The following is a 20,640-nucleotide window of genomic DNA, read 5'->3' on the forward strand; positions in this document are numbered from 1 at the left end:
TTTTACATATCTTGTCTCACCCACGCATTTGTTACGAAATCTTCGTTCGCTCATTTTGTGATTCAAACGGCGACGGTATCGGTGACCTCAATGGTATCACTTCCCGATTAGATTATCTCACCGACTTAGGCATTGAAGCTATCTGGCTCACTCCTATTTTTACTTCCCCGAGTTATCACAAATACGATGTGATTGACTACTACGCCATCGACAAAGAATATGGCACGCTCGACGATTTCCAGCGGCTGCTCTCAGAAGCGCACGCGCGTGGCATTGCTGTCATCATGGATTTAGTCATCAATCACACAAGTGCCAATCATCCTTGGTTTCAGGAGTCGGTTAGGGGCAAAAACAATCCTTATCGAAATTTTTATAATTGGAAAAGCCCTCAAGAAATCGAAGAACTAGGCATTGCTACGCGCGAAGTTACGCCCGACACTTGGGATCGAAACCCTTGGCACGAATGGCCCGATAACATTGAAAAATACTACGGGCTGTTTTGGAGAGGAATGCCAGATCTCAATTGTGACCATCCTCCAGTGCGCAAGGCGATTTATGAAATAGGGCAGTTTTGGCTTAAAATGGGAGTAGATGGCTTTCGACTTGATGCAGCACGGCATATTTATCCCGAGTGGGAAGAATATAAAAATCATGATTTTTGGGTGGAATTCCGTATCGAAATGCAAAAAATCAATCCACAGGTATATCTTGTGGGTGAGGTATGGACCGAAGCACCCAAAATTGCCCCGTATTTTCGAGGGCTTACCGCCAATTTTAATTTTGACTTGAGTTTGGCACTCCAAAAAATCACCGCCACCGAACGGGATTCGGTAGGTTTGGTAAAAAAGCTTGCTCAAAATCGCCTGATTTTTGCGCAAACCAATCCGCGTTTCATTGATGCTATCATGCTTACCAATCACGACCAAACCCGCATCGGAAGTGCGTTGAAGGGTAATATCAACCGCCTAAAAGTCGCCGCCAATATTTTGTTGACTTTGCCTGGGCAGCCTTATTTGTACTATGGAGAAGAAATCGGAATGTTGGGTAAAAAACCTGACGAGTATATCCGTGAGCCTTTTTGGTGGGATGAGCCCGAAAAAGACCATCAACGCACACACTGGATGGTGCCTAAATACAACAAAAATAAAAGAATAATCCCTTTGGGAGTACAACGCCAAAACCCTGATTCACTCTTTAATCACTACAAACGCCTCATTCATTTCCGAAAATCGAACGCAGTTTTGGGGGATATTCGAGGAAATCTCCAACCCTTAGATACCCACTCCGACCGTCGCATGGTGGCTTTTAAGCGTAGCGTGGGGGAGAATGAAGTCTGGGTGATTCATAATATTTGTGGTGAAGAAGTTACGTTTTCGGCTCCGTTTTTACCTCATCATGTTTTGTTTAGTACGTCTTCGGTTACTTTCCTAAAAGCCGACACTCTTTCTATTGCTCCTTATAGTTGTGTGGTATTGGGGGAGTGAAAATTTATTTTTCCAATTGAATTTTCAATTATTTTTGAAATTACGATAGCTTGTTATACATTTGGCTATGGAATTACAAGAGGCAAAAGATCGCTTTGTTCAGGCGTGGGGGACATTGGCAACTCAATGGGGTATCAATCGTACAATGGCACAGATTCATGCGTTGTTAATGATTTCTCTCAATCCACTCACGACCGAAGACTTGATGGCGCAGCTGCAAATTTCGCGAGGGAATGTAAGCATGAACTTGCGGGACTTGATGGATTGGGGGCTAGTTTTTAAAGAATTACGCCCTGGCGAGCGAAAAGAGTATTTTTTTGCCGAAAAAGATGCTTGGAAAGTAGCAAAACAAGTGGCTAAAGAGCGCAGAAGAAGGGAAATAGAGCCTGTCATTAAGCTGTTAGAAGAGCTTCGAGCTGTTCCTGTTCGGGCGGGTGATGCCGATTCAGAAACATTTCATGCGACTATAGAAAGCATCAGTCGAGTGGTAAACCTCGCCGACGGGGCGCTGGACGCCGCCATGAAAGCAGAAGAAAGCCTGATTTTAGGAACACTCATTAAATTATTACGATAGCATTCAAACCGTAAATGAGCACTCATGTGCTTATTTTTTGAATCTTAAATTTCAATAATTTCTGAAAATTATAAATTTATAGAAAATGAATCGTGTCATGAATCTTCCGACCCAGGCCCCCGACATTCGTTCGGCCTTTCGTAAAAAATGGTTTTGGTTATGGGCTTTGTTACCCATTGGAGCCTACTATATAAGTTGGTTGTTAATGATGATGCCCTTTCCTGTGTTTTTGGTCATTGGACAATGGCTAGCTTTGGAGAGCTTCCAAAAAAAGAAGAAACCAATGATTTTATGGCTACTGAACTTGGGGACACTTTTGATAACGGGACTGATTATCACGTTTCTGATTGAAAAAATGTGGACAAACAAATACGATAACTATCTCATTTTTTTCCTTTTTGGGACATACTATCTATTCCAGTGTTTCAATGAGTGGATTTTCTTTAAATTATTTCCTTCTTGGCGTTTTGGTTATTGGTCGGCCGCCAATCTCATCGCGGCGGTAGTATGGATAGTAGTTTTAATGGGAGGTAAACACGCTTTACCTTTCACTGTAAAGCAAGAATATGTGCTTTGGTTTATCATTCCATTGCTTGGAATCATCTCCAATAGCATCACAGGCTTAGGAATACACATCGCTACCCAAACCCGTTATGGACTATGAAAAAGATAGTAATTGCGGGAGGGACTGGGTACTTAGGAAGAGTGCTTACCGATCACTTTGTTGCAGAAGGGTATCAATGCGTTGTTTTAACTCGCAGTCTTCCCCCATATTCTCCTCAAACCTCCCAAATCAAATGGGTAGAGTGGGATGGGAAATCGTTGGGAGCATGGAGTAGGGAATTGGAAGGAGCAGAAGCTGTAATAAACTTAAGCGGGCGAAGTGTCAATTGTCGATACAATGACCGTAATAAATTAGCTATTTTTATTTCCCGACAATGGTCAACGTTCGTTTTGGGAAAAGCCCTACAGGAGTGCCAACATCCACCTAAAGTGTGGCTTAATTCTTCTTCCGCTACCATTTATCGACATGCTGAAGACCGTCCAATGAATGAAGAAAATGGAGAATTGGGTGCGGGTTTCTCGGTTGAAGTGTGCCAACTTTGGGAACATACTTGTAATGCGTTCCAATTGTCTAATACCAGAAAAATCCTTTTACGTACAGCCCTTGTTTTAGGAACGAGTGGGGGTGTTTTTCCTGAATTAGTGGGATTGACGAAATGGGGGCTAGGTGGAAAAATGGGGAGTGGGCAACAAATGGTAAGTTGGCTTCATGAAAAAGATTTTGTTGGGGCAGTACATTGGCTTATAAACAATAATGGCGCGAAAGGAGTGTATAATTTGGTAGCCCCTACAGCAACTTCTAATATAGAAATGATGACGATTCTAAGACGGGCATTAAAAATTCCGATTGGATTGCCCAGCACCAATTGGATGCTAAATATAGGTACGTGGCTGAAGCAAACAGAAGCGGAACTGGTCTTAAAAAGCCGTTGGGTATTACCGACTCGCTTGCTCAATGAGGGTTTTACTTTTGAATTTGTAACTTTTAAAGAGGCTTGCCAAAATCTCCTACTAGAAAAACCTACTGTGTAAGGTTGCGTGAGAATAAAACGGACGCTAAAAATAACATCAATTTTGGTGCTTCCGATTCAGTTGCCGAACTTTGTGGCTCAAATTACAGTATTACGTAAGGGCATAAGGAGTTGAATATCTGTATTATTTAGCGATGTCACCTAAAGTCGGAGACTTTAAGCCGTATTCGTCCCGACATTATGTGGGGACGAGCCTTAGCTTGCCCCAAACTGTATTTGGGGCACACCTGGCCTTGCGTCTCCGACGCAAAGCATAAAAACTAAACAGTTAAAATCAAACAATCCATAGTTGGAAGAAATAAAAGAGGCTTTACCCAAAGCAGGTGAGTCGTACAAATAATCAATGAAAACCAAAGGAACCAAACGAAACAAAGTCAATATCGTGACACTGGGTTGTAGTAAAAACTTGGTGGATAGCGAAAATATCTTTACGCAACTCAAAGGTAACGGTTATAACGTGACCCACGAGTCGCAAAAAGACGATGCCAATATCGTGATTGTCAATACGTGTGGTTTTATCGACAATGCCAAACAAGAGTCGGTGGATACCATTCTGCGCTATGCCGATGCCAAAGAAGCGGGGTTAGTGGATAAAGTATATGTAACGGGTTGTTTGTCACATCGTTATAAGGACGAATTGGCAGTTGAGATTCCCACAGTAGATGCGTGGTTTGGAACGAATGAACTCCCACGTTTGCTCAAAACCCTCAAAGCCGACTACAAACAAGAGCTCGTTGGAGAACGTCTATTGACGACGCCCGCGCACTATGCCTACCTCAAAATCGCGGAAGGCTGCGATCGTCCTTGTAGTTTTTGCGCAATTCCGTTGATGCGCGGCGGCCACGTGTCGCGCTCGATAGATGAGTTGGTGACCGAGGCGAAATCATTGGCGCGCCGTGGCACGAAAGAGTTGATTTTGATTGCCCAAGATTTGACCTACTACGGGTTGGATATTTACAAAAAACGCAATTTGTCGGAGCTACTCAACCACCTGGCCGATGTAGAAGGCATTGATTGGATTCGTTTGCAGTACGCATATCCGTCGGGTTTTCCGCTAGATGTGTTGGATGTGATGCGCGAGCGTTCCAACATTTGTAAGTATTTGGACATGCCGCTTCAAAGTGGTAGCACCGAAATGCTGAAACTCATGCGCCGTGGTATCACACGCGAGAAAACCGAAGACCTCATCAAGACCATTCGTGATAAAGTACCTGGCATTGCGCTGCGTACTACGCTTATTGCAGGACACCCAGGGGAAACGGAAGAAATGTTTGAAGAAACCCTTGAGTTTGTGGAGCGTACCCGTTTCGATCGATTGGGGGTTTTTGCCTATTCGCACGAAGATCAAACGTACTCGTTTACAATGCCCGACGACGTGCCTGCCGACGTAAAACAACAACGTACCGACGACATCATGGCGGTGCAACAAGATATTTCGTGGTCGTTGAACCAAGCTAAAATTGGCAATACGTACAAGGTGTTGTTTGACCGTAAAGAAGGTGGGTATTTTATTGGTCGTACCGAATTTGATTCCCCCGAAGTGGATAATGAAGTACTGATTTCGGCTGAACAATACGTTCGTTTAGGGGATTTCGCCCAAGTAAAAGTCAATGATGCCGAGGAGTTTGACTTATATGGGGATTTGGTATAAAGAATTTTAATCACAAAGGTCTCAAAGAATAGCACCAAGGGGCACAAAGAAATATTTCTTGTGCCCCTTGGTGTGTAGAACCAGAAGCTACTTCTTCGCTTTTGCGATTTTAAGTGCTTCGGTAGTGGTATAATATTTCGAAATCATATTAGGCACTTCCCACTCAGGCAATTTGCCCGCTTTCAGAAAATCCATATATTTTTTGGCAACTTGCGAAAAATGCGCTTCGTGGCCGATGTCGTATTTTTTCGGAATCACCACTTCCCAACCTTTGTCGTTTTTCTTTAACTCAACGCCCGGATAAGTGGCTTGCACTTTCTTAAAAGCGTCCGCAACGGCTTTTTCATAGGCAGGCGTGTTGTTGATAGCTTCGATGTACAGTACAGGCTTGAAATTTTGTTCTTTGCCTTGACGAATGATAAGATTTGCCTTACTTCCTTTCATGATTGAGTAATGCGTATCACCCGTACCTTGTGGAGCCTGAAAATTCCAAATCACCGATGCGCGCGCATGAACACCCTTGAGTGTGTAGTCAATCTGACCATTGGCGTATACTTCTAGGTTTTTACCTTTTACGTCTTTTTTGAGATAGTCAGGATAAGTGTCGTTTTTGGTAACTAGCTTAAACTGCTCAGGTGTGAGCGTAGTAGGAGTGTGGGTAGCGTTTATGATTTTTATATCTTTTTGATAATCAAGAGACTGATTAGGAAAACAGCTCCATTGAATCAAATCTACTAAGTGGGTAGTGACGTCCACAATGCCTTCTCCTTGCTGCGCTACATCAAAAAACCAACTTGGGCGAATCAACGGCTCGCCTGATACATATTTGAAAAAATGGTGAACGCTTTCTTTGGTCACAGCAGGGTCTTGAGGTGTTCCTTTTTGTAGGGTACCAAACAATGCCGGCAGTAAGGCCAATTCGCGTTGAAGGGCGTTACTGATTTCGTAGCGCTCCGTCATGATATCATATAGCAACACATTGTTTTTCTTGGCCTGCGCAAAAGCCTGTTTCAACAACGTAAATCCAGCGGCATCGATTGCCATAGGCTTATCGGCCAATACATTCAAGCCCGCATCTACCGATTTTTTAATATAATCTGTCTTTTTTTGATTATTTCCAGCCAATACCACCAAGTTTCCAGCTTTTTCAGAAATCATTTTTTGGAAAAAATCAGGACCGGTATAAACCTTTTCATCCCATTTGGTGGGGTCTTCGGGGCGGGTATTGTACTTCTTGATTTTGTCGAGGTAAGCTTCTACATCAGGGCCTTTGGAGGCATATACATGCACGACAGGGTTGACGTTGTCATAGCGCGTATTTTGAACCAAAGCGGCATGAAAGTGGCCTGGCTCTAATACAATCAAATTAACAGGCTTACTATTTTGTTGTCCCATACTTGGAATCACGACACTACTTGCGGCTAATAAACAACCTAAAATGCGGGTTTTCATAAAAATGTGGGTGTTTTTTAGGGGAATAAGCTAGCTAAGAGACAAATTTACTTACAAACTTACGGCTTCCCTCCATTTTTGGGCGCTATTTTGGTCAATAAACAGCGTAGCATTAGGGTGCTTACGCAAAATCGTTGAGGGGTATAATTCTTGAATATCATCTATCAAAGTATGATAGATTGCTTCTGCCTTGTGAGCCGCAGGCACCATACAAAATACACTTGGGGCTTTGACTAGCGCCGGAATCGTAAGCGTAAGGGCATACTCTGGTACTTGTTCGAGTGTGGCAAAACATCCATCATGCACTTGCTGTAGGCGGCTTGTAAGGTCTAGGTCAATTCTTTTTACCAATACAGGGTCGTCAAAAAATGCAACGTGGGGGTCGTTGAAAGCAATATGACAATTCTCGCCGATACCCATAAATACAATGTCGGTAGGGTACGCCTCCAAGAGTGCCGAATAGCGTTGACATTCTTCGGCGGGGTCAGAGATATTGCCGTTGAGATAATAGACGTTTTTAAGAGGTACTTTGTCAAAAAAACGGTCTTTCAAAAAATTCCCAAAACGTTGTGGTGCGTCATCGGCTAAGCCAATGTATTCGTCCATATGAAAGGCATTTACCCGTCCCCAATTGATGCCCTCCTGAAGTGACAATGCATCCAAAAACTCATTTTGGGAAGGCGCTGCTGCAAATATGATATTAACTACGTCTTGATTTTGGAGTAATTCTTTGATTTTAACGGCGGCCATTTCAGCTGCATTTTGACCCAATTCTTGACGCGTTTCAAAAAGTTTAACGTTGAGTTGGTCAACGATTGTTTCTTGTAATGGATTCATTTTTGAGAATGTTTTATAAAGCTTTTTTCTACCACAACGAAGTGTAGTTAGGATATGTGTATTAGAATTCTATTGTGTTCGTGGCGATTAAGTAAGCAAATCTATCGCACCAACCTAAAGGCGTAGGGTTAGAGGAGAACCTTGTTGTTTTATTATATTTTGATTATCAGATAGTTGACTTTGTCTTGAATCCGACCTGATAATTTGAATAAACCACTCTTCCCTCTACCATCGTCATACTTACCGTGATGTCTTTATCGAAAATCACAATGTCGGCATCTTTCCCTTTGGCCAACGAGCCTTTCTTTTCTCCTACACCCATGATACGAGCAGGTGTAGTACTCGCCATTTTGACGGCTTCGAGCAAGGAAACATCGGCCATAAAGACCATATTTCTGACCAAACGGTCGAAGGTAGCGACACTGCCCGCAAAAGACGTGCGGTCGGGGAGTTTGGCAACCCCGTCTTCAATAATGACCTTCAGTCCATTTTTGAGTGAACCTAGCGTACTTTCACCCTCTGGCATCCCTGCACCACGCATAGCGTCAGTGATAAGAGCGGTACGGTCAGCACCTTTGATTTTGTGAACCAATTTGAGAAGAGGAGCTGGCAAATGAATGCCATCGCCGATGATTTCGACATCTAAGTCTAGCAAATAAGCACTTTCAATCACTCCTGCATAGCGGAAGGCATTTTTACGAGTTACTCCCGACATAGCCGAATACAGGTGTGTAACGAGCGAATATCCATTTTCATATGCCTCCAGCACGTCATCATAAAAGGCATCGGTGTGGGCAATAGCTGCTAAAATTCCTTTTTGACGAAGTCGTTGCCCAAAAGCAATAGCGCCGTCTAGTTCGGGTGCGGCACTCCATCGTACAATCGACGACGAATGAGCGAGTATCTCTTCGTATTCGGCAGGGTCAGGATTGCGAATATAGCGCGGGTCTTGCGCCCCTCGCTGACTTAGGGCAAAATAAGGGCCTTCGAGATGTATCCCCAAAAACGCCGCCCCACTTGTATTCAAGCGATTGGCATTTTCATAGACATCGAGGGTTTGAAGTAAGTCTTCTTTTTCGGCGGTGAGTGTAGTGGGTACGAGGGCTGTGGTGCCGTATTGGGCATGGAGTTGGGCTATTTTCAAGAAAGCTTCTTCGGTGCCATCCATAAAATCGAACCCTCCTCCTCCGTGCACATGAATATCAATAAAACCTGGAGCGATGTATAGCCCTTGGGCGTCTATTTCCTCGGCGTCGGGTACTTCTACGTTACCTTCGTGAACCCCTAAAATTTTCCCGTCTTCCACAACTACCGTTCCGTTTTTAATGGCGCGGAAAGGAGTAAGAACGGTACCGTTGGTTATCTTTATTTTCATGAAAAATGTCTTCTTTTAGTGCTTCGCTCTAATTACCTTATTCAAACCTTCCAAGTTTTCAAAACTTGGAAGGTTTGAGAACTATAAAGACCAGCGTTTTACTTTATGGCCGTAAGCGGCATAATACACCAAATACAAATAGCAAGGGAATAATACCCAGTAAGCGGTGCGGACATCATACAAATCGGCAAAATATCCGTAAAACAAGGGCATGATGGCATTGCCACAAAGCCCCATAATCAAGATAGAAGCGCCTAGCTTGGTATAACGCCCCAGACCATCAAGTGCTAAGGGCCAAATACCTGCCCATACCAAGGAATTGGCCAACCCTAACAAGACCACAAACCAAATTGAGAGATCAGCGGTATGACCTAGAAAAGAGACTGTTCCTTTCGCGAAAATGATGAACAAAGTAAATATCGTGCCCAATACCGTACAAAACCGTAAAGCATTGACTTGGCTAATGAATCGAGGAATAGTAACGATACCGATGATATAACCTGCAATCGTACAAGCCAAGGTATAAGAAGGAAATGTTTTGGCTTTGAGCAAGTCAATCCCCATCGAATTGGCATAACCAATGACGGTATCAATCGCGATTACTTGAGTACCTACGTGTAGGAAAATGGCCACAGCCCCTAAAATCAAATGTGGAAACTGAAAAATACTGTTTTTGCCCGCATTGGCCGACGCCACTTCGGGGCTTTCGTGCTCGGTGTTGATTTCGGGCAAAGGCGAACGATAGACCAAATAACCCAGTACAAATAAAAATACGCCTAAAACAGAGTAAGGAGTAATGACCCGTCTCACCAATTCATCCAAAGCTGCTCCTCGTTCGGCATCACTCATGGTACTAAGTTGGGCAAACAAATCGGTATCGGTAGGTCTTAAAATGACCGCTGCAAATACCAATGGCGACAAAATTCCCGCTGCTTTGTTGCAAATCCCCATGATACTTATACGCTGAGCACCACGTTCTTTAGGCCCCAAAATCGTAATGTAAGGATTGGCCGCAGTTTGAAGAATAGCCAACCCTATACCAATGGTAAAAAGACCCGCTAAAAAAACGCCGTAGGTGCGCGTCATAGCCGCTGGTACGAAAATAAACGCCCCCAATGCCATAAACCAAAAACCAAACATCATTCCTTTTTTGAATCCTTGGGTTTTGAGCAAATACGATGCCGGCACCGACATGATGAAGTAGGCGATATAAAACGCAAACGCTACCAGATATGCCTGAAAACTCGTAAGCTCACAGGCGATTTTGAAATAAGGAATCAGGATAGAATTGACCCAAGAAATAAAACCAAAGATAAAAAACATCAACCCGATGAGGAAGATAGAAACGGTGGTTTCGCGGGGACTTAGGCTGCTTACTTCAACGGCAGCAGTAGAGGGTTTCATAGCAAGAAAAGGGGTTTCAGGTTGAATTTGTTTGAACCACAAAGAGCCTATAGAATCGCTTCTTTGTGGTTCTGAAAGAATCGCTACACGGTAGGCTCCCAGCCTTTTTCGTATTCGCGTTTCCAGAGTTTTTGGGCTTCTTTATTGTTTTTGATATGTCCGTTAGAAGGGTCAATATCAAGGATACTATTGGAGCGAATCGCGATATTACCTAGTTGACAAAGTAACGTGCTCTGATGCCCTCCCACAATACCAGAAGCTAAGGTTGACCCTTGTTTGATAGCTGATACAAAATTCTGGAAGTGGAATGCATCAAGTGCCTGCGACGGATCCATTTTGTTGCGTGGGTCGATGACCAAATCATTTTTTACATCCTTTACAATCTTATTGTCTAAATCGTAAATTTTGTAGGCATTGCCACCGCCATATTCTAATGTGCCTTTTTCACCATAAAATGATACTCCTACACTGCTTCCTTCAATGTTGCGGCTATTGCAACTGCGGCCTTCCCAAGTCATAAACTTATCTTTACCAAACTCTAAGTTAATCACTTGCGTATCGGGAGCTTCCCAGTCATCTTGATAACGATAGCGCCCACCCGACGAGGATACTTTGGTTGGGTATTCAACTTGCAACCCCCATCGCATCAAATCAAGCATGTGCGTGCCATTGTTGAGGGCTTCGCCGGTGCCCCAATGCCAAAACCAGTGCCAGTTATAGTGAATCACATTGTCTTTGTAAGCTCGGCGTGGGGCTGGCCCTTGCCACAGGTCATAATTGAGCCACGAAGGTACCGCTGCCGCTTTACCGATTCCGATTGAGGCGCGGTTGTTGGTGTACCAGCCTTTGGCGAAATAAGGCCGACCAATCACTCCATCATGTATTTCCTGAATGGCTTGCTTCACATTAGGCCACGAACGACGCTGATTCCCCATCTGAATCACATTTTTGTATTTGGCGGCTACTGCCATTAGCAATTCACCTTCATTGGGATTATGACTACATGGTTTTTCAAGATATACGTGTTTGCCTGCTTTCGACGCCAAAATCGCCGCCGGTGCGTGCCAATGGTCAGGAGCTGCCACGATAAGCCCATCCATGTTTTTGTCTTCCAGCGCTTTGCGAAAATCAGGCGTATCCTTCGGCTTTGAGTTTTGGATAGTCTCTACGGCCTTGATACATTTTTCAGCAGCACGAGAATCTACATCCGAAATCGTAACTATCTCACAGTTGGGTTGTAATGCAAAATTTTTGGCCAAGGCTAAACCACGGCTATTGACCCCCATTACTCCGAGTCTTACTTTTTCGTTGGCTCCTATGATGCGTCCATAGCTTTTCGCACTGACGCCCGGTAAAATTCCACCAACGGTGATGGCGGCCGTTCCGGTCAAAGTCTTTTTGAGAAAATCGCGTCTCGACGCACTGTTTGAAGAGTTTTCCTGCTTATTCATGCAAAGATTTGTTTTGAAAAAAAGGTTTTTATTTGCTTTGAGGAACCCAATAAGTACAATAGCCCGTAGCCTCTACAGGGCCTTTAAACAGCATACAGCCTCCGCAAGCTTTTTGCTCTTTGGGCGGAAGCCACAAATTACAATTGCTGCATTGAGACTCAGCTTGGGGTGACACCGCTACATAGCCTAATTTCTTTCGGGTCTTCAGGTCATTTTCCGATAGTCCCGATAAGTCTTTACAAGGGTCAATGTTTACTTTTGAGTTCTTTTCCTCAGAAGTCGATTTTGACTGGCAGCTACTCACCCAAATTCCTAAGGCAGGGATAGTGTAGAGCGTTTTTTCGATAAAATTCCTTCTTTTCATGTTGATGAATCAGCCTCTTTTAAGTCACCTTATTTTATGGGTTTTTGCTTGTGTTAGAGGAAATTAAAAATTCAATGTTTGCTTTGGTAGTGCTGTCGGCAGTTGCGACTTGTTTTTTTAGTATTTCCTTCAAAGAATCTTCAGGTATTACTTTTAGTTTTTTCATTCCTCTTATTGCTCCTTTCACCACCCAAATTTGCGACTCAGACCCTTCTTCAAATATCCCGAATAGCTCAGCGATTTCCCCTCTACGATTACGAGCTCCGATGACGTGCCCAAATTCTTCTAAAAATTCATTTTTTGCAAGAACAGTTTGTTGGAAAAAGTTTTTTTGCTGTAATCCCTTCAACAAACTTAACGAAGCTCCCGTCTCTGCGCTCAACACACCCATGCGAAACCATTTGTCTGAAACTTGCTTTTCTAGCACGCTAGCCAATGCTTCCGTGCTTTGAGGAGTCATAAACTGACCTACACTCAAACACGCCTGAAAAGCTACTCTAGGAGAGGTGTCTTTAGTGGCAGCTAGTATTTGGGCAAAAAGCGTAGGAAAACGCTCCGCTTCGGCTACAGCATAGGCTCTTATTTCGGGTTGTTTGTCTTTCAAAACTTCAGCTACGAGACGCTCTTCCAAAGCATTAAGACCTTCCAGTGTAAAAAAGGCGTGTAAACGAGCATGAGGATTTGCATCTTTTAGCAACATTTCTTTCAGCGATGCTACCACCGATTTGTCCTGTTTTTCGAGCAAAAGGCGTTGTGCTTGTAGCCTCCACCATTGCTGAGGATGCGCCAAAAGAGCTACTAATTCGGCCGCACTTTTCGACCTCAACCGAGGCTGAACGGGCGTAGGTTTAGCGCCTTTAGGTATAATACGATAAATCCGTCCCAATTGACTACCCTTGAAAAAATCCATTTCTTCTTTTAAATCTTCGGGAATCGCCGTAGGAGTTTCGATGTGTTGACGATACATATCAATTACATACAAAACGCCATCAGGTCCCACGCTCAACTGAACAGGACGAAACCAAGGGTCGGATGAGACCAAAAACTCCTTATCTTTTTCTTTGTCGCCTCTTTTGGCAATAAAAGTGGGACTATTGGAAGCCAAAGTAAGTATGTCTCGATGCACCAGATTGCCAGCCACTTCTCCCGTAAAAACCGACCCTTGGTATTCTTTGGGTAATAAGTCTGCCCCATAAAAAGTACCGCCCGAAGCTCCCGTAAAGTGGTCTTCGGCGTATTCATGACGGTCTAGCTTGGCTTCGGCAAATTGTTCGTTTCGGCGTTTGGTTCGTTCTTTACGCCAATAGGGCGGTGGGGTTTGCTGAAACATTTCAGGGTCGTGGTCAGAGATATTGAGTGCCACATCGTAAGAAGGCAAAAACCCGTGACGATACAGATACCGCCCTGCGATAGGCGCATGCTGAATATGAATGGAGTTTTCGGTAAAAAAACGATTTCCCCAATCATCTACCGCCATCCCAAACTGCCCCGAACTAGACTCAATTTCAAACTTCCCTTTGTCTAATCGAAATCTAAAATCTCCACCCTTGATTGAAATAGCAGGAGCTTGGGGATTTCTTAAAAACTTGATTTCGCCTGCTTGCCCACAGTTAGAAGCATAAATCCAGTTATCTACATTGTAATGCAAATTGGTGATTTGAGCTTCGGAATTGCTGGCAAAAAAGCCCGTAAAAAGCACTTCCTTCACATCAGCGCGGAAATCGCCCGTTGTGTCTTTCAAAAACAAAATATCGGGCGCAGCGGCCACCAATAGCCCCCCTGCCCACGGCAAAATACTGGTAGCCTCAGAAAGATGATCCGCAAAAACGACGGCGGAGCCAATCCGTCCGTCTCCGTTGGTATCTCTCAATAGCCGAATCGCCCCGTTGAGCGTGCCATCTTCGGGTTTGGAAGGATAGTCGGGCATTTCTACTACAAAAGCATTTCCTTCTTCGTCAAATACCATCTCTACAGGGTCGAGTACCTGAGGCTCAGTAGCGAAAATGTCAACAGTAAGTCGGTCGTCGCTCAAGGTGAAACTTTTAAGAGCCTCCTCTGCTGTGAGCGAATCGGTATAGTGTCTACAGGATAAACTCATCCCTACCAAGACGAGAAGCCATAATTTTGTTGGAGCATTCATGGGGTTATTTATGGAATATCTGCACCTTTTGTTGTTGCGGGGTTATTTCTACAAATATTTCGGTGCGCTGCACCTTTGGGGGGCTTTGTCTTACTTGGGGATTTTTACTAAATCTTGTATTTCGTGGCCTTCGTGGTCAAAACGGGCTAAAGTATAAACGCTACCGTCGTGACCCACGGCAATAGAGTTGACATAAGTCGGGCGACTACCATCAGGATAGAAAATAGGGCCGTGGTCTTTGTAAGTTTGAGTAGGAATATGAAACGTAACCAAATGCAAATTTTCTAAACCTTTAGCGGCTCCTTTGGCGATTTCGTCGGCTCCTTTTAAGCGTTTACCATCAATGTAAATAGGGCTACCCGTGAGATAATAAATGGTTTCATTGTCGGGTCCAGGCTGAAAACCCAAATATCCATAGCTAAATTGGTCAAACATTCCGCTTTTTCGCGAAGGCTCTGAAGTAAGCCTTTCTACCAATTCTATTTTAGGGATTTTGGGATCAAAGCGAAACAGATAGCCCGAGTTTCCGTGGATACCATAGGCGACTTCTTCGGGTGCATACCAAAAGATTTTGCGCCAATTGTATCCCATACTTCCGGGACGGGTAGGGTCGTATTTGCCAAAATAATCCAATCGTAAATCTACCCCTTCTAGTTTTTGAATTGATTCATTGTTAGGATGATACGTGAAAATGTCTCCTTCAGAAGTAGAAAAATAAACAGTCCCGTCGCGAGGGTCAACCACCATAGAGCGGCACAATACACGATAATCATCTCCCGGAATGCCCGCTTCGCCTTTGACCGATACCAGCCCGACGGTTTTGAGGGTTTGAGTATTCAAATCAAAATGAATAAAATACCCTAACGGCCATGTGATTCCATATAAATGACCTCGCTCACGGTCGATAGTCATGGTAAGGATACCTTCTCCTTCTGGAGCAAGGGCTAAATTTTCAAACTGACCTGTTGCCAAATCATAAGATATAAAATGCCCGCCTGGATATAACGCTTTGCCCGCCGGCGCTGACACTGGCAAACGTTCCATACCATCAATCATGTCGTACACGCCTACATGCGTAGCAAAATAAAGCTTGCCATTGCTTTCATAAAATCGCACATGACTTTTGCCTTGCGGAATGGCATTGGCATTTTTTTCGCCGCATATTTCGGTCAGGTCAGCTACCCATTCGGTGAGGTCGGTGGCGGGGTCATAAGCATACATTTGACCACCAATCTCGTAAGATTCGGAGCAGAGAACATAATAAATTTTGCCGTTGCTTGCGGCTGTAATGGCATTGTAAGTATCATGGGCCAAATCAAAACCAGAGAAATAAGGAGTTGCAATCAGGGTCATAAGTGAGAAGGATTTGAATTTGTCAAGGCACAACAATGACTTCAAAGGACTTTGGTTCTTTGCTAGTGTGCTTGACAATAAGTTTTTTAGCTATAAAAACGTTGTTTTCAATTGTTATTTAGGAGTAAGACCTACTTGAGCGGCTAATTTATCTATTTCTTGATAAATTAGCCCCGGCATACGTGCATCCCAAACACTCGGCAAACCATACACCATTTGAGAAGAAGCCCCCTCATAGCCACCTTCTTTCAGAATAGTAGCCGACGGGATGTAGCCCATCACGTCGTTGGAATAACCCATCACGAAGGCATCTTGTCCAAATCGCTTTTTGCATTCAATGGCATATTCTATCACTAGCTCTCCGCCAAAACTAAACAATGCTTGGTCGCCTATTTTCCAGATTTGGATGGGGTAGCTATAAGAAGAAAGAAAAGGTTTGCCTTGTTTTTTTTCATTCAAAAGTCTCGTAGCCCAGCGTTGCATATAAGGGGCATCATCTTTTTGGACTTTAAGCAATTCGGCTTCCGTAGGGGGAGGCGACAAGGGCAAATCTATTTCAGCATAAGCCGTGAGAAGCTCCGCTGCCAACGGGCGCATAGGTTCTTCGATGACACGTTCTACTGCTGCCGCCAGCTCACGCCCGTACTGTTTTGCCAACGCAACCGTCCGACGAGGAAGGGGGTTTTGGTCGCCCGCAGCTCCCTGAAAAAACAAAGCAGTGGCCTCGGGATGGGCTTTTTCAAGCTCAATTTGAGCAAATCCCGGATAGTCTCCCGACAATTGATAAATATCCAGTACCGTAGGATGGCACGCATACCCAAAAGCCAAAGCTTTGAGTACGCCTTTGGCATTGACGACTTTGATGACTGGTACTGCATAGTCGTTGGGGCCTTTGAGTTCTGTTTGTTCTCGCAAACTCCCTTCTTTATTGTTGCGACGATTTACCTGAAACCTTGTTACTCCATTTTGGGCAAATAGTTCGACTGGTTCCAAAGATTGAATGGCTTTGGCCGCCAATGCGATAACCTGCGCTTCTAATTGGCGAGAGTATTTGGCAATTTTGGCTTCTTCAGTTTCATTCAAGGGATAAATATCGTGCAAAGCATCGTCCAATACTGGTCCCGAATGCGTGTGGGAGCTGTTGAGAATGATTTGGGCTTTTGATAATCCAAACTGCCGCTTGAGCTGCTCCCGAATTCGGTCAGACATTGCCTTGGGAAACCCTAGCATATCAGTCGTAATAAGTAAAGCCTTTTGGCCTTTTTCGTCTTCCAAGGCCAACGCTTTTGCCCACAAATTATGTAGTTTTCCTTCGGAAGCGTGCGTACGAGAAGCATAGCCTGCTTGCCAAATCGCCGTTTGAGGCGTGATAATGACTTTGGCTACGCCGGCTTTCCAACCTTTGGCCCAAGTGGTAAGACTCACCAAAAGACCAATCACCCAAAACATTTTTTTCATTTCAAACTGATGAGTTTATCGGCGTGAGTGTAGATTTTCTCAATGGCATTCACAATCTCATCCATATCGGCGCGTGTACCTAGGAGCATATTTTGTGTAAACCAAACTGCCTCTTCGTTGCAGAGTTTGTCATTTTGAGGGCAATGATTCCTTTCTACGTATCCTTTAAAATTCAATTGAGATTTTGGATACATTTTCTGGAAATTTTTCGATTGAAAAGCGTCATTGAGATAAGGCATATTGTTGAGCGTAGCGTAGCCTTTTGAACACGGAACTCCCTCCGCATTAAGTGCCTTTAAGAATGTATCTCTCGACAACCCCTTGAAATCTTGCTTTTTATAACGAAAAGGAAATAAATGAAAGGCTGCACGGGTTACATTGTCATATAATTGGTAGGGGACAATGCCCGGTATCTTTTCAATCTTCGCTTTTAAATAAGCCGCATTTTCGTTGCGCAACGTTGTTTCGGCATCTAGGCGTTTGAGCTGTGCTAATCCAATCGCCGCTTGGTACTCGGTGATGCGTTGTTTGTTGCCTTGCATAATCGTCCCGGCCCCAATCACGCCTGAGGCCATTCCATAAGGATTTCCGTAGTTGTGATATGAAAAACAACGATCCATAAACAGGTCGTTGTTGCTCACGATAGCCCCCGCTTCGCCAATAGCCAAGTTTTTAGAGTTTTGGAAACTAAAACAGCCTGCATCCCCAAAAGTGCCTACTTGTTTGTGGTTTATTTCGGCCAAATGCGCTTGGCAAGCATCCTCAATCACGGCCAACTTGTGTTTTTTCGCGATTTCTAAAATCTTGGGCATATTGGCAGGTAAGCCCAAAATGTGCACCGGAATGATTGCCTTGGTACGTGGCGTAATTTTTGCTTCGATTTTGGCCGGGTCAATTTGAAAAGTTTCAGGGTCCACATCCACAAAAACCGGCATCGCTCCGTTTGCAATCACGGGTGCCACTGTACCTATAAAAGTATAAGGCGGTACCAATACCTCGTCACCACCCCGAATATCCAATTGTGCCAAAGCCGTAATGAGGGCATTGGTACCGTTGACGACCGCCAAAGAGCGTTTTGCACCGACGGTTTCGGCCCATTTTGCTTCAAATTCAGTGACGACACCCGCCCGTGACCATACGCCACTCCGAATCACTTCAAGGAGCTGTTTTTCGTCAGTTTCGGGCTTCCAAATCGGCCACGTGGGCCACGGTTTTGTCCGCACGGGCTTGCCTCCTAATAGAGCAGGTGGCTCCGCCAACGAAAAAGTAACGGGTACTTCTTGTGGGATTGGCGTTTGAAGTTTTTCGGTGAGTAAGGTAGGCGTTAGCATGGCGCCTAAACCCGTCAGAGAATTGCGCTTCAAAAATTCGCGTCTGGAAAAGGGTTGAGAGGGCATAGTAATGACTTTTTTAGATTTATGCTTTTCTTGCTTTTTTGAGCACACTTTCGATGGTTACGGGTGCACCACCTTGGCGTTTGCTTTCGTCAGCTGCTTCCATAAAAGCAAAGATTTCAATGGTTTCTTCGGGGGTAACAGGCACACTTCCTGTATCAAAATAGTTGACAATATCTTTGAGCAACGGCTCATATCCACCATAAGGCCCTAAGACGATGTTGCCGTTTTGGGTATAAACCGTTCCGCCATAATCGTGTTTTCCCGTACGAGTGCCACGAAAAGTGCCTACTCGACCATCTGCCCAAGTACCTACTACAATATCCGTACTGTCGTTGTTGACCCTCACTACCTGCTTGCAACCTGTGCCCATCACGGTATAGAGTGTCTCTACTCCATGAATACCGTACCAAAACAAATCGGGGTGCGTTTTTTCTAAAACGGCAGGACTAAAGGTATCTGCTCCTACTACGGTACTTTTATCCACTTTTTCGATTCCTTTGATATGGCGTAAAGAAGAGGCCGAGAAAACGGGTATTTTGTACTTTTTGGACGCTTCAAAAATAGCAATCGCATCCGAAAGCGAAGCGGCGATTGGTTTGTCAATAAAAAGACGTTTTCCTGATTTAAGAACCTGAATCGCTTGCTCCAAATGCAGGCGTCCGTCGTTGGTTTCGAGCAAGACTACGTCCACCTTTTTTAGCAAATCAGCAATCGAATCTACGATTTCTACATTGTATTTTTTTACTTCTTCGATATAGCCCGGAATACGTTTCGTACTACTTTCGATGTCTTTGCTACCGTATGGATAAGCTGCTACTATTTTATAACCCCTAAAATCAGTACTCGCTTCAGGGGCGTTGAGTACTTTGGTGAAGGCCGTACTATGAGAAGTATCAAGTCCGATAATGCCCACCCGCTTGCCTTCCACTATCGTCTGAGCAGAAATACGAAGAGGGTCTAACATTCCCAAAGTCAAAGTTCCTAAAGTGGCATTTTTTACAAACTTTCTACGGTTATATAGTGATTGAGCCATGATAAAATGTTGAGATTTAAATAAGAGACAATAATATATCTATATTTAGTAAGTCTTTTTGTACTATTACTACGGTAGTTTGAATAAATATTTTTTTAACTTTACAAAGATAGTTAAAATTTGTTTACATTTTTGCATAAAATTTGATTACAAAAATGAAGGTTGATTCTCTTGCTAATAAAGTATATATAGAGCTTCGCAAAAAAATCCTCTCCAATCAACTCGTATCAGGCACGCGCCTTAAGGAGGATATTTGGGCCAAACGCCTAGATGTAAATCGTATGGCTGTCCGAGAAGCCCTCACTCGTCTTCTAGGAGAACAACTCATCGAAAATGGTGAAAAAGGCGGCTTCTTTGTAAAGTCAATGAGTGCAGAAGATGTAAGGCAAATTCGCGAACTCCGCGAAATTTTAGAATTGGGGGCGATTCGGCTGGCGATTCAGAAAATCGATGAACAAGGGATTCAGAAACTTGAGGAAATTTGCAATGATTTTACATCAATGGTAGAGCGAGGGTATTTTGGGGGTGCTTGTGAAGCTGATGTTAAGTTTCATGAAACCTTGATTGATTGTGCTCAAAATGAGAAATTAAAAGATATTTATGAAATTAGCAATATTCCCTTGTTTCATCAGAAGCTAGGCAAGTCGCAGACTCATATGGATGACTATGAGCTTACTGACCAAGAGCATCGACAAATCTTAAAGGCACTCAAAGAAAAGGACATAAAGCTTGCGGAGGAGACTCTTAGTAAGCATCTTCTACGTGGCGAAGTAGAAGCATTGGAGTTGGACTGACACTTATTATACATATCTATTGTTTCCTTGATTCACCCTAGGCTGTTATCTTATTAAGGTAGCAGCCTCTTTTTTCTCTAAAAACTCCAATTGTAGCTTGGCATTGTTAACTAACAAGCTTTGTGAAGTTAGTTTTCGTAAAAAAAACTTTATACAATTTTTTTTGTTTACAAAAATAAGTTTTCTTTGTAAACAAATTAACGGAATATATGCCAACAATCATGATCAAATTGTTTTATATATTTTGGTAAACTGTAAGTCTAACCAATCAACATCTC

Annotated in this window: 17 protein-coding genes; 6 read left to right on the plus strand and 11 right to left on the minus strand. The window is 43.7% G+C overall.

Going from position 1 to position 20,640, the window contains the following annotated elements:
- The first annotated feature begins 11 nt into the window (after positions 1 to 11).
- From P1X15_RS00545 to rimO, 5 genes are all read left to right on the plus strand, one after another.
- Positions 12 to 1,484, plus strand: a complete 1,473-nt coding sequence (locus P1X15_RS00545; protein WP_277336187.1) for an alpha-amylase family glycosyl hydrolase — start codon at positions 12 to 14, stop codon at positions 1,482 to 1,484.
- 67 nt (positions 1,485 to 1,551) lie between these two features.
- On the plus strand, positions 1,552 to 2,058 hold the full coding sequence (locus P1X15_RS00550; protein ID WP_277336188.1) for a GbsR/MarR family transcriptional regulator: 507 nt from the start codon (positions 1,552 to 1,554) through the stop codon (positions 2,056 to 2,058).
- A gap of 97 nt (positions 2,059 to 2,155) precedes the next feature.
- Complete coding sequence (locus P1X15_RS00555) at positions 2,156 to 2,722, plus strand: hypothetical protein (RefSeq protein WP_277336189.1); 567 nt, start codon at positions 2,156 to 2,158, stop codon at positions 2,720 to 2,722.
- The gene (locus P1X15_RS00560) at positions 2,719 to 3,654 is read left to right on the plus strand and encodes a TIGR01777 family oxidoreductase (protein WP_277336190.1); all 936 of its coding nucleotides are present in this window, start codon (positions 2,719 to 2,721) and stop codon (positions 3,652 to 3,654) included. The genes P1X15_RS00555 and P1X15_RS00560 overlap by 4 nt, the downstream gene beginning before the upstream one ends.
- A gap of 342 nt (positions 3,655 to 3,996) precedes the next feature.
- Positions 3,997 to 5,304: a 30S ribosomal protein S12 methylthiotransferase RimO gene (gene rimO, locus P1X15_RS00565; RefSeq protein WP_277336191.1), complete on the plus strand. Its 1,308-nt coding sequence runs from the start codon at positions 3,997 to 3,999 to the stop codon at positions 5,302 to 5,304.
- An 87-nt stretch (positions 5,305 to 5,391) separates the two neighbouring features.
- Here rimO and P1X15_RS00570 read toward each other — a convergent pair whose 3' ends face one another.
- From P1X15_RS00570 to P1X15_RS00620, 11 genes are all read right to left on the minus strand, one after another.
- Entirely contained in the window at positions 5,392 to 6,756 is a 1,365-nt protein-coding gene (locus P1X15_RS00570) for a putative oxidoreductase C-terminal domain-containing protein (protein ID WP_277336192.1), read from the minus strand.
- A gap of 51 nt (positions 6,757 to 6,807) precedes the next feature.
- Entirely contained in the window at positions 6,808 to 7,593 is a 786-nt protein-coding gene (locus tag P1X15_RS00575) for a glucosamine-6-phosphate deaminase (RefSeq protein WP_277336193.1), read from the minus strand.
- 166 nt (positions 7,594 to 7,759) lie between these two features.
- Positions 7,760 to 8,968, minus strand: coding sequence for an N-acetylglucosamine-6-phosphate deacetylase (gene nagA / locus P1X15_RS00580; protein WP_277336194.1), 1,209 nt, complete (start codon positions 8,966 to 8,968; stop codon positions 7,760 to 7,762).
- 81 nt (positions 8,969 to 9,049) lie between these two features.
- On the minus strand, positions 9,050 to 10,372 hold the full coding sequence (locus tag P1X15_RS00585; RefSeq protein WP_277336195.1) for a sugar MFS transporter: 1,323 nt from the start codon (positions 10,370 to 10,372) through the stop codon (positions 9,050 to 9,052).
- 83 nt (positions 10,373 to 10,455) lie between these two features.
- Positions 10,456 to 11,823 (minus strand): Gfo/Idh/MocA family oxidoreductase, encoded by a 1,368-nt coding sequence (locus P1X15_RS00590; RefSeq protein ID WP_277336196.1) that lies wholly within the window; start codon positions 11,821 to 11,823, stop codon positions 10,456 to 10,458.
- 28 nt (positions 11,824 to 11,851) lie between these two features.
- On the minus strand, positions 11,852 to 12,187 hold the full coding sequence (locus tag P1X15_RS00595) for a high-potential iron-sulfur protein (protein WP_277336197.1): 336 nt from the start codon (positions 12,185 to 12,187) through the stop codon (positions 11,852 to 11,854).
- Between the two features lie 34 nt (positions 12,188 to 12,221).
- Positions 12,222 to 14,327: a PVC-type heme-binding CxxCH protein gene (locus tag P1X15_RS00600; protein WP_277336198.1), complete on the minus strand. Its 2,106-nt coding sequence runs from the start codon at positions 14,325 to 14,327 to the stop codon at positions 12,222 to 12,224.
- 90 nt (positions 14,328 to 14,417) lie between these two features.
- Entirely contained in the window at positions 14,418 to 15,680 is a 1,263-nt protein-coding gene (locus tag P1X15_RS00605) for a hypothetical protein (protein ID WP_277336199.1), read from the minus strand.
- Positions 15,681 to 15,794: 114 nt separating this feature from the next.
- Entirely contained in the window at positions 15,795 to 17,138 is a 1,344-nt protein-coding gene (locus P1X15_RS00610; protein ID WP_277336200.1) for a neutral/alkaline non-lysosomal ceramidase N-terminal domain-containing protein, read from the minus strand.
- Positions 17,135 to 18,535: a DegT/DnrJ/EryC1/StrS aminotransferase family protein gene (locus P1X15_RS00615; protein ID WP_277336201.1), complete on the minus strand. Its 1,401-nt coding sequence runs from the start codon at positions 18,533 to 18,535 to the stop codon at positions 17,135 to 17,137. Before P1X15_RS00615 ends, P1X15_RS00610 begins: the two co-directional genes overlap by 4 nt.
- A 19-nt stretch (positions 18,536 to 18,554) precedes the next feature.
- Positions 18,555 to 19,568, minus strand: coding sequence for a Gfo/Idh/MocA family protein (locus P1X15_RS00620; protein ID WP_277336202.1), 1,014 nt, complete (start codon positions 19,566 to 19,568; stop codon positions 18,555 to 18,557).
- A 155-nt stretch (positions 19,569 to 19,723) separates the two neighbouring features.
- Here P1X15_RS00620 and P1X15_RS00625 point away from each other — a divergent pair, with 155 nt between their 5' ends.
- On the plus strand, positions 19,724 to 20,362 hold the full coding sequence (locus tag P1X15_RS00625) for a GntR family transcriptional regulator (protein WP_277336203.1): 639 nt from the start codon (positions 19,724 to 19,726) through the stop codon (positions 20,360 to 20,362).
- The last annotated feature ends 278 nt before the right edge of the window (positions 20,363 to 20,640 follow it).

It is taken from the genome of Runella sp. MFBS21 (genome assembly GCF_029433105.1).
Taxonomy (GTDB): Bacteria; Bacteroidota; Bacteroidia; order Cytophagales; family Spirosomataceae; genus Runella.

What these genes read in the sequence shown, in the direction of transcription:
- P1X15_RS00600 (WP_277336198.1), bottom strand. Translation starts at nt 14,327, where the DNA reads ATGAATGCTCCAACAAAATTATGGCTTCTCGTCTTGGTAGGGATGAGT.
- P1X15_RS00555 (WP_277336189.1), top strand. Translation starts at nt 2,156, where the DNA reads ATGAATCTTCCGACCCAGGCCCCCGACATTCGTTCGGCCTTTCGTAAA.
- P1X15_RS00620 (WP_277336202.1), bottom strand. Translation starts at nt 19,568, where the DNA reads ATGGCTCAATCACTATATAACCGTAGAAAGTTTGTAAAAAATGCCACT.
- P1X15_RS00595 (WP_277336197.1), bottom strand. Translation starts at nt 12,187, where the DNA reads ATGAAAAGAAGGAATTTTATCGAAAAAACGCTCTACACTATCCCTGCC.
- P1X15_RS00570 (WP_277336192.1), bottom strand. Translation starts at nt 6,756, where the DNA reads ATGAAAACCCGCATTTTAGGTTGTTTATTAGCCGCAAGTAGTGTCGTG.
- P1X15_RS00560 (WP_277336190.1), top strand. Translation starts at nt 2,719, where the DNA reads ATGAAAAAGATAGTAATTGCGGGAGGGACTGGGTACTTAGGAAGAGTG.
- rimO (WP_277336191.1), top strand. Translation starts at nt 3,997, where the DNA reads ATGAAAACCAAAGGAACCAAACGAAACAAAGTCAATATCGTGACACTG.
- P1X15_RS00550 (WP_277336188.1), top strand. Translation starts at nt 1,552, where the DNA reads ATGGAATTACAAGAGGCAAAAGATCGCTTTGTTCAGGCGTGGGGGACA.
- P1X15_RS00585 (WP_277336195.1), bottom strand. Translation starts at nt 10,372, where the DNA reads ATGAAACCCTCTACTGCTGCCGTTGAAGTAAGCAGCCTAAGTCCCCGC.
- nagA (WP_277336194.1), bottom strand. Translation starts at nt 8,968, where the DNA reads ATGAAAATAAAGATAACCAACGGTACCGTTCTTACTCCTTTCCGCGCC.
- P1X15_RS00615 (WP_277336201.1), bottom strand. Translation starts at nt 18,535, where the DNA reads ATGCCCTCTCAACCCTTTTCCAGACGCGAATTTTTGAAGCGCAATTCT.
- P1X15_RS00590 (WP_277336196.1), bottom strand. Translation starts at nt 11,823, where the DNA reads ATGAATAAGCAGGAAAACTCTTCAAACAGTGCGTCGAGACGCGATTTT.
- P1X15_RS00575 (WP_277336193.1), bottom strand. Translation starts at nt 7,593, where the DNA reads ATGAATCCATTACAAGAAACAATCGTTGACCAACTCAACGTTAAACTT.
- P1X15_RS00610 (WP_277336200.1), bottom strand. Translation starts at nt 17,138, where the DNA reads ATGAAAAAAATGTTTTGGGTGATTGGTCTTTTGGTGAGTCTTACCACT.
- P1X15_RS00625 (WP_277336203.1), top strand. Translation starts at nt 19,724, where the DNA reads ATGAAGGTTGATTCTCTTGCTAATAAAGTATATATAGAGCTTCGCAAA.
- P1X15_RS00605 (WP_277336199.1), bottom strand. Translation starts at nt 15,680, where the DNA reads ATGACCCTGATTGCAACTCCTTATTTCTCTGGTTTTGATTTGGCCCAT.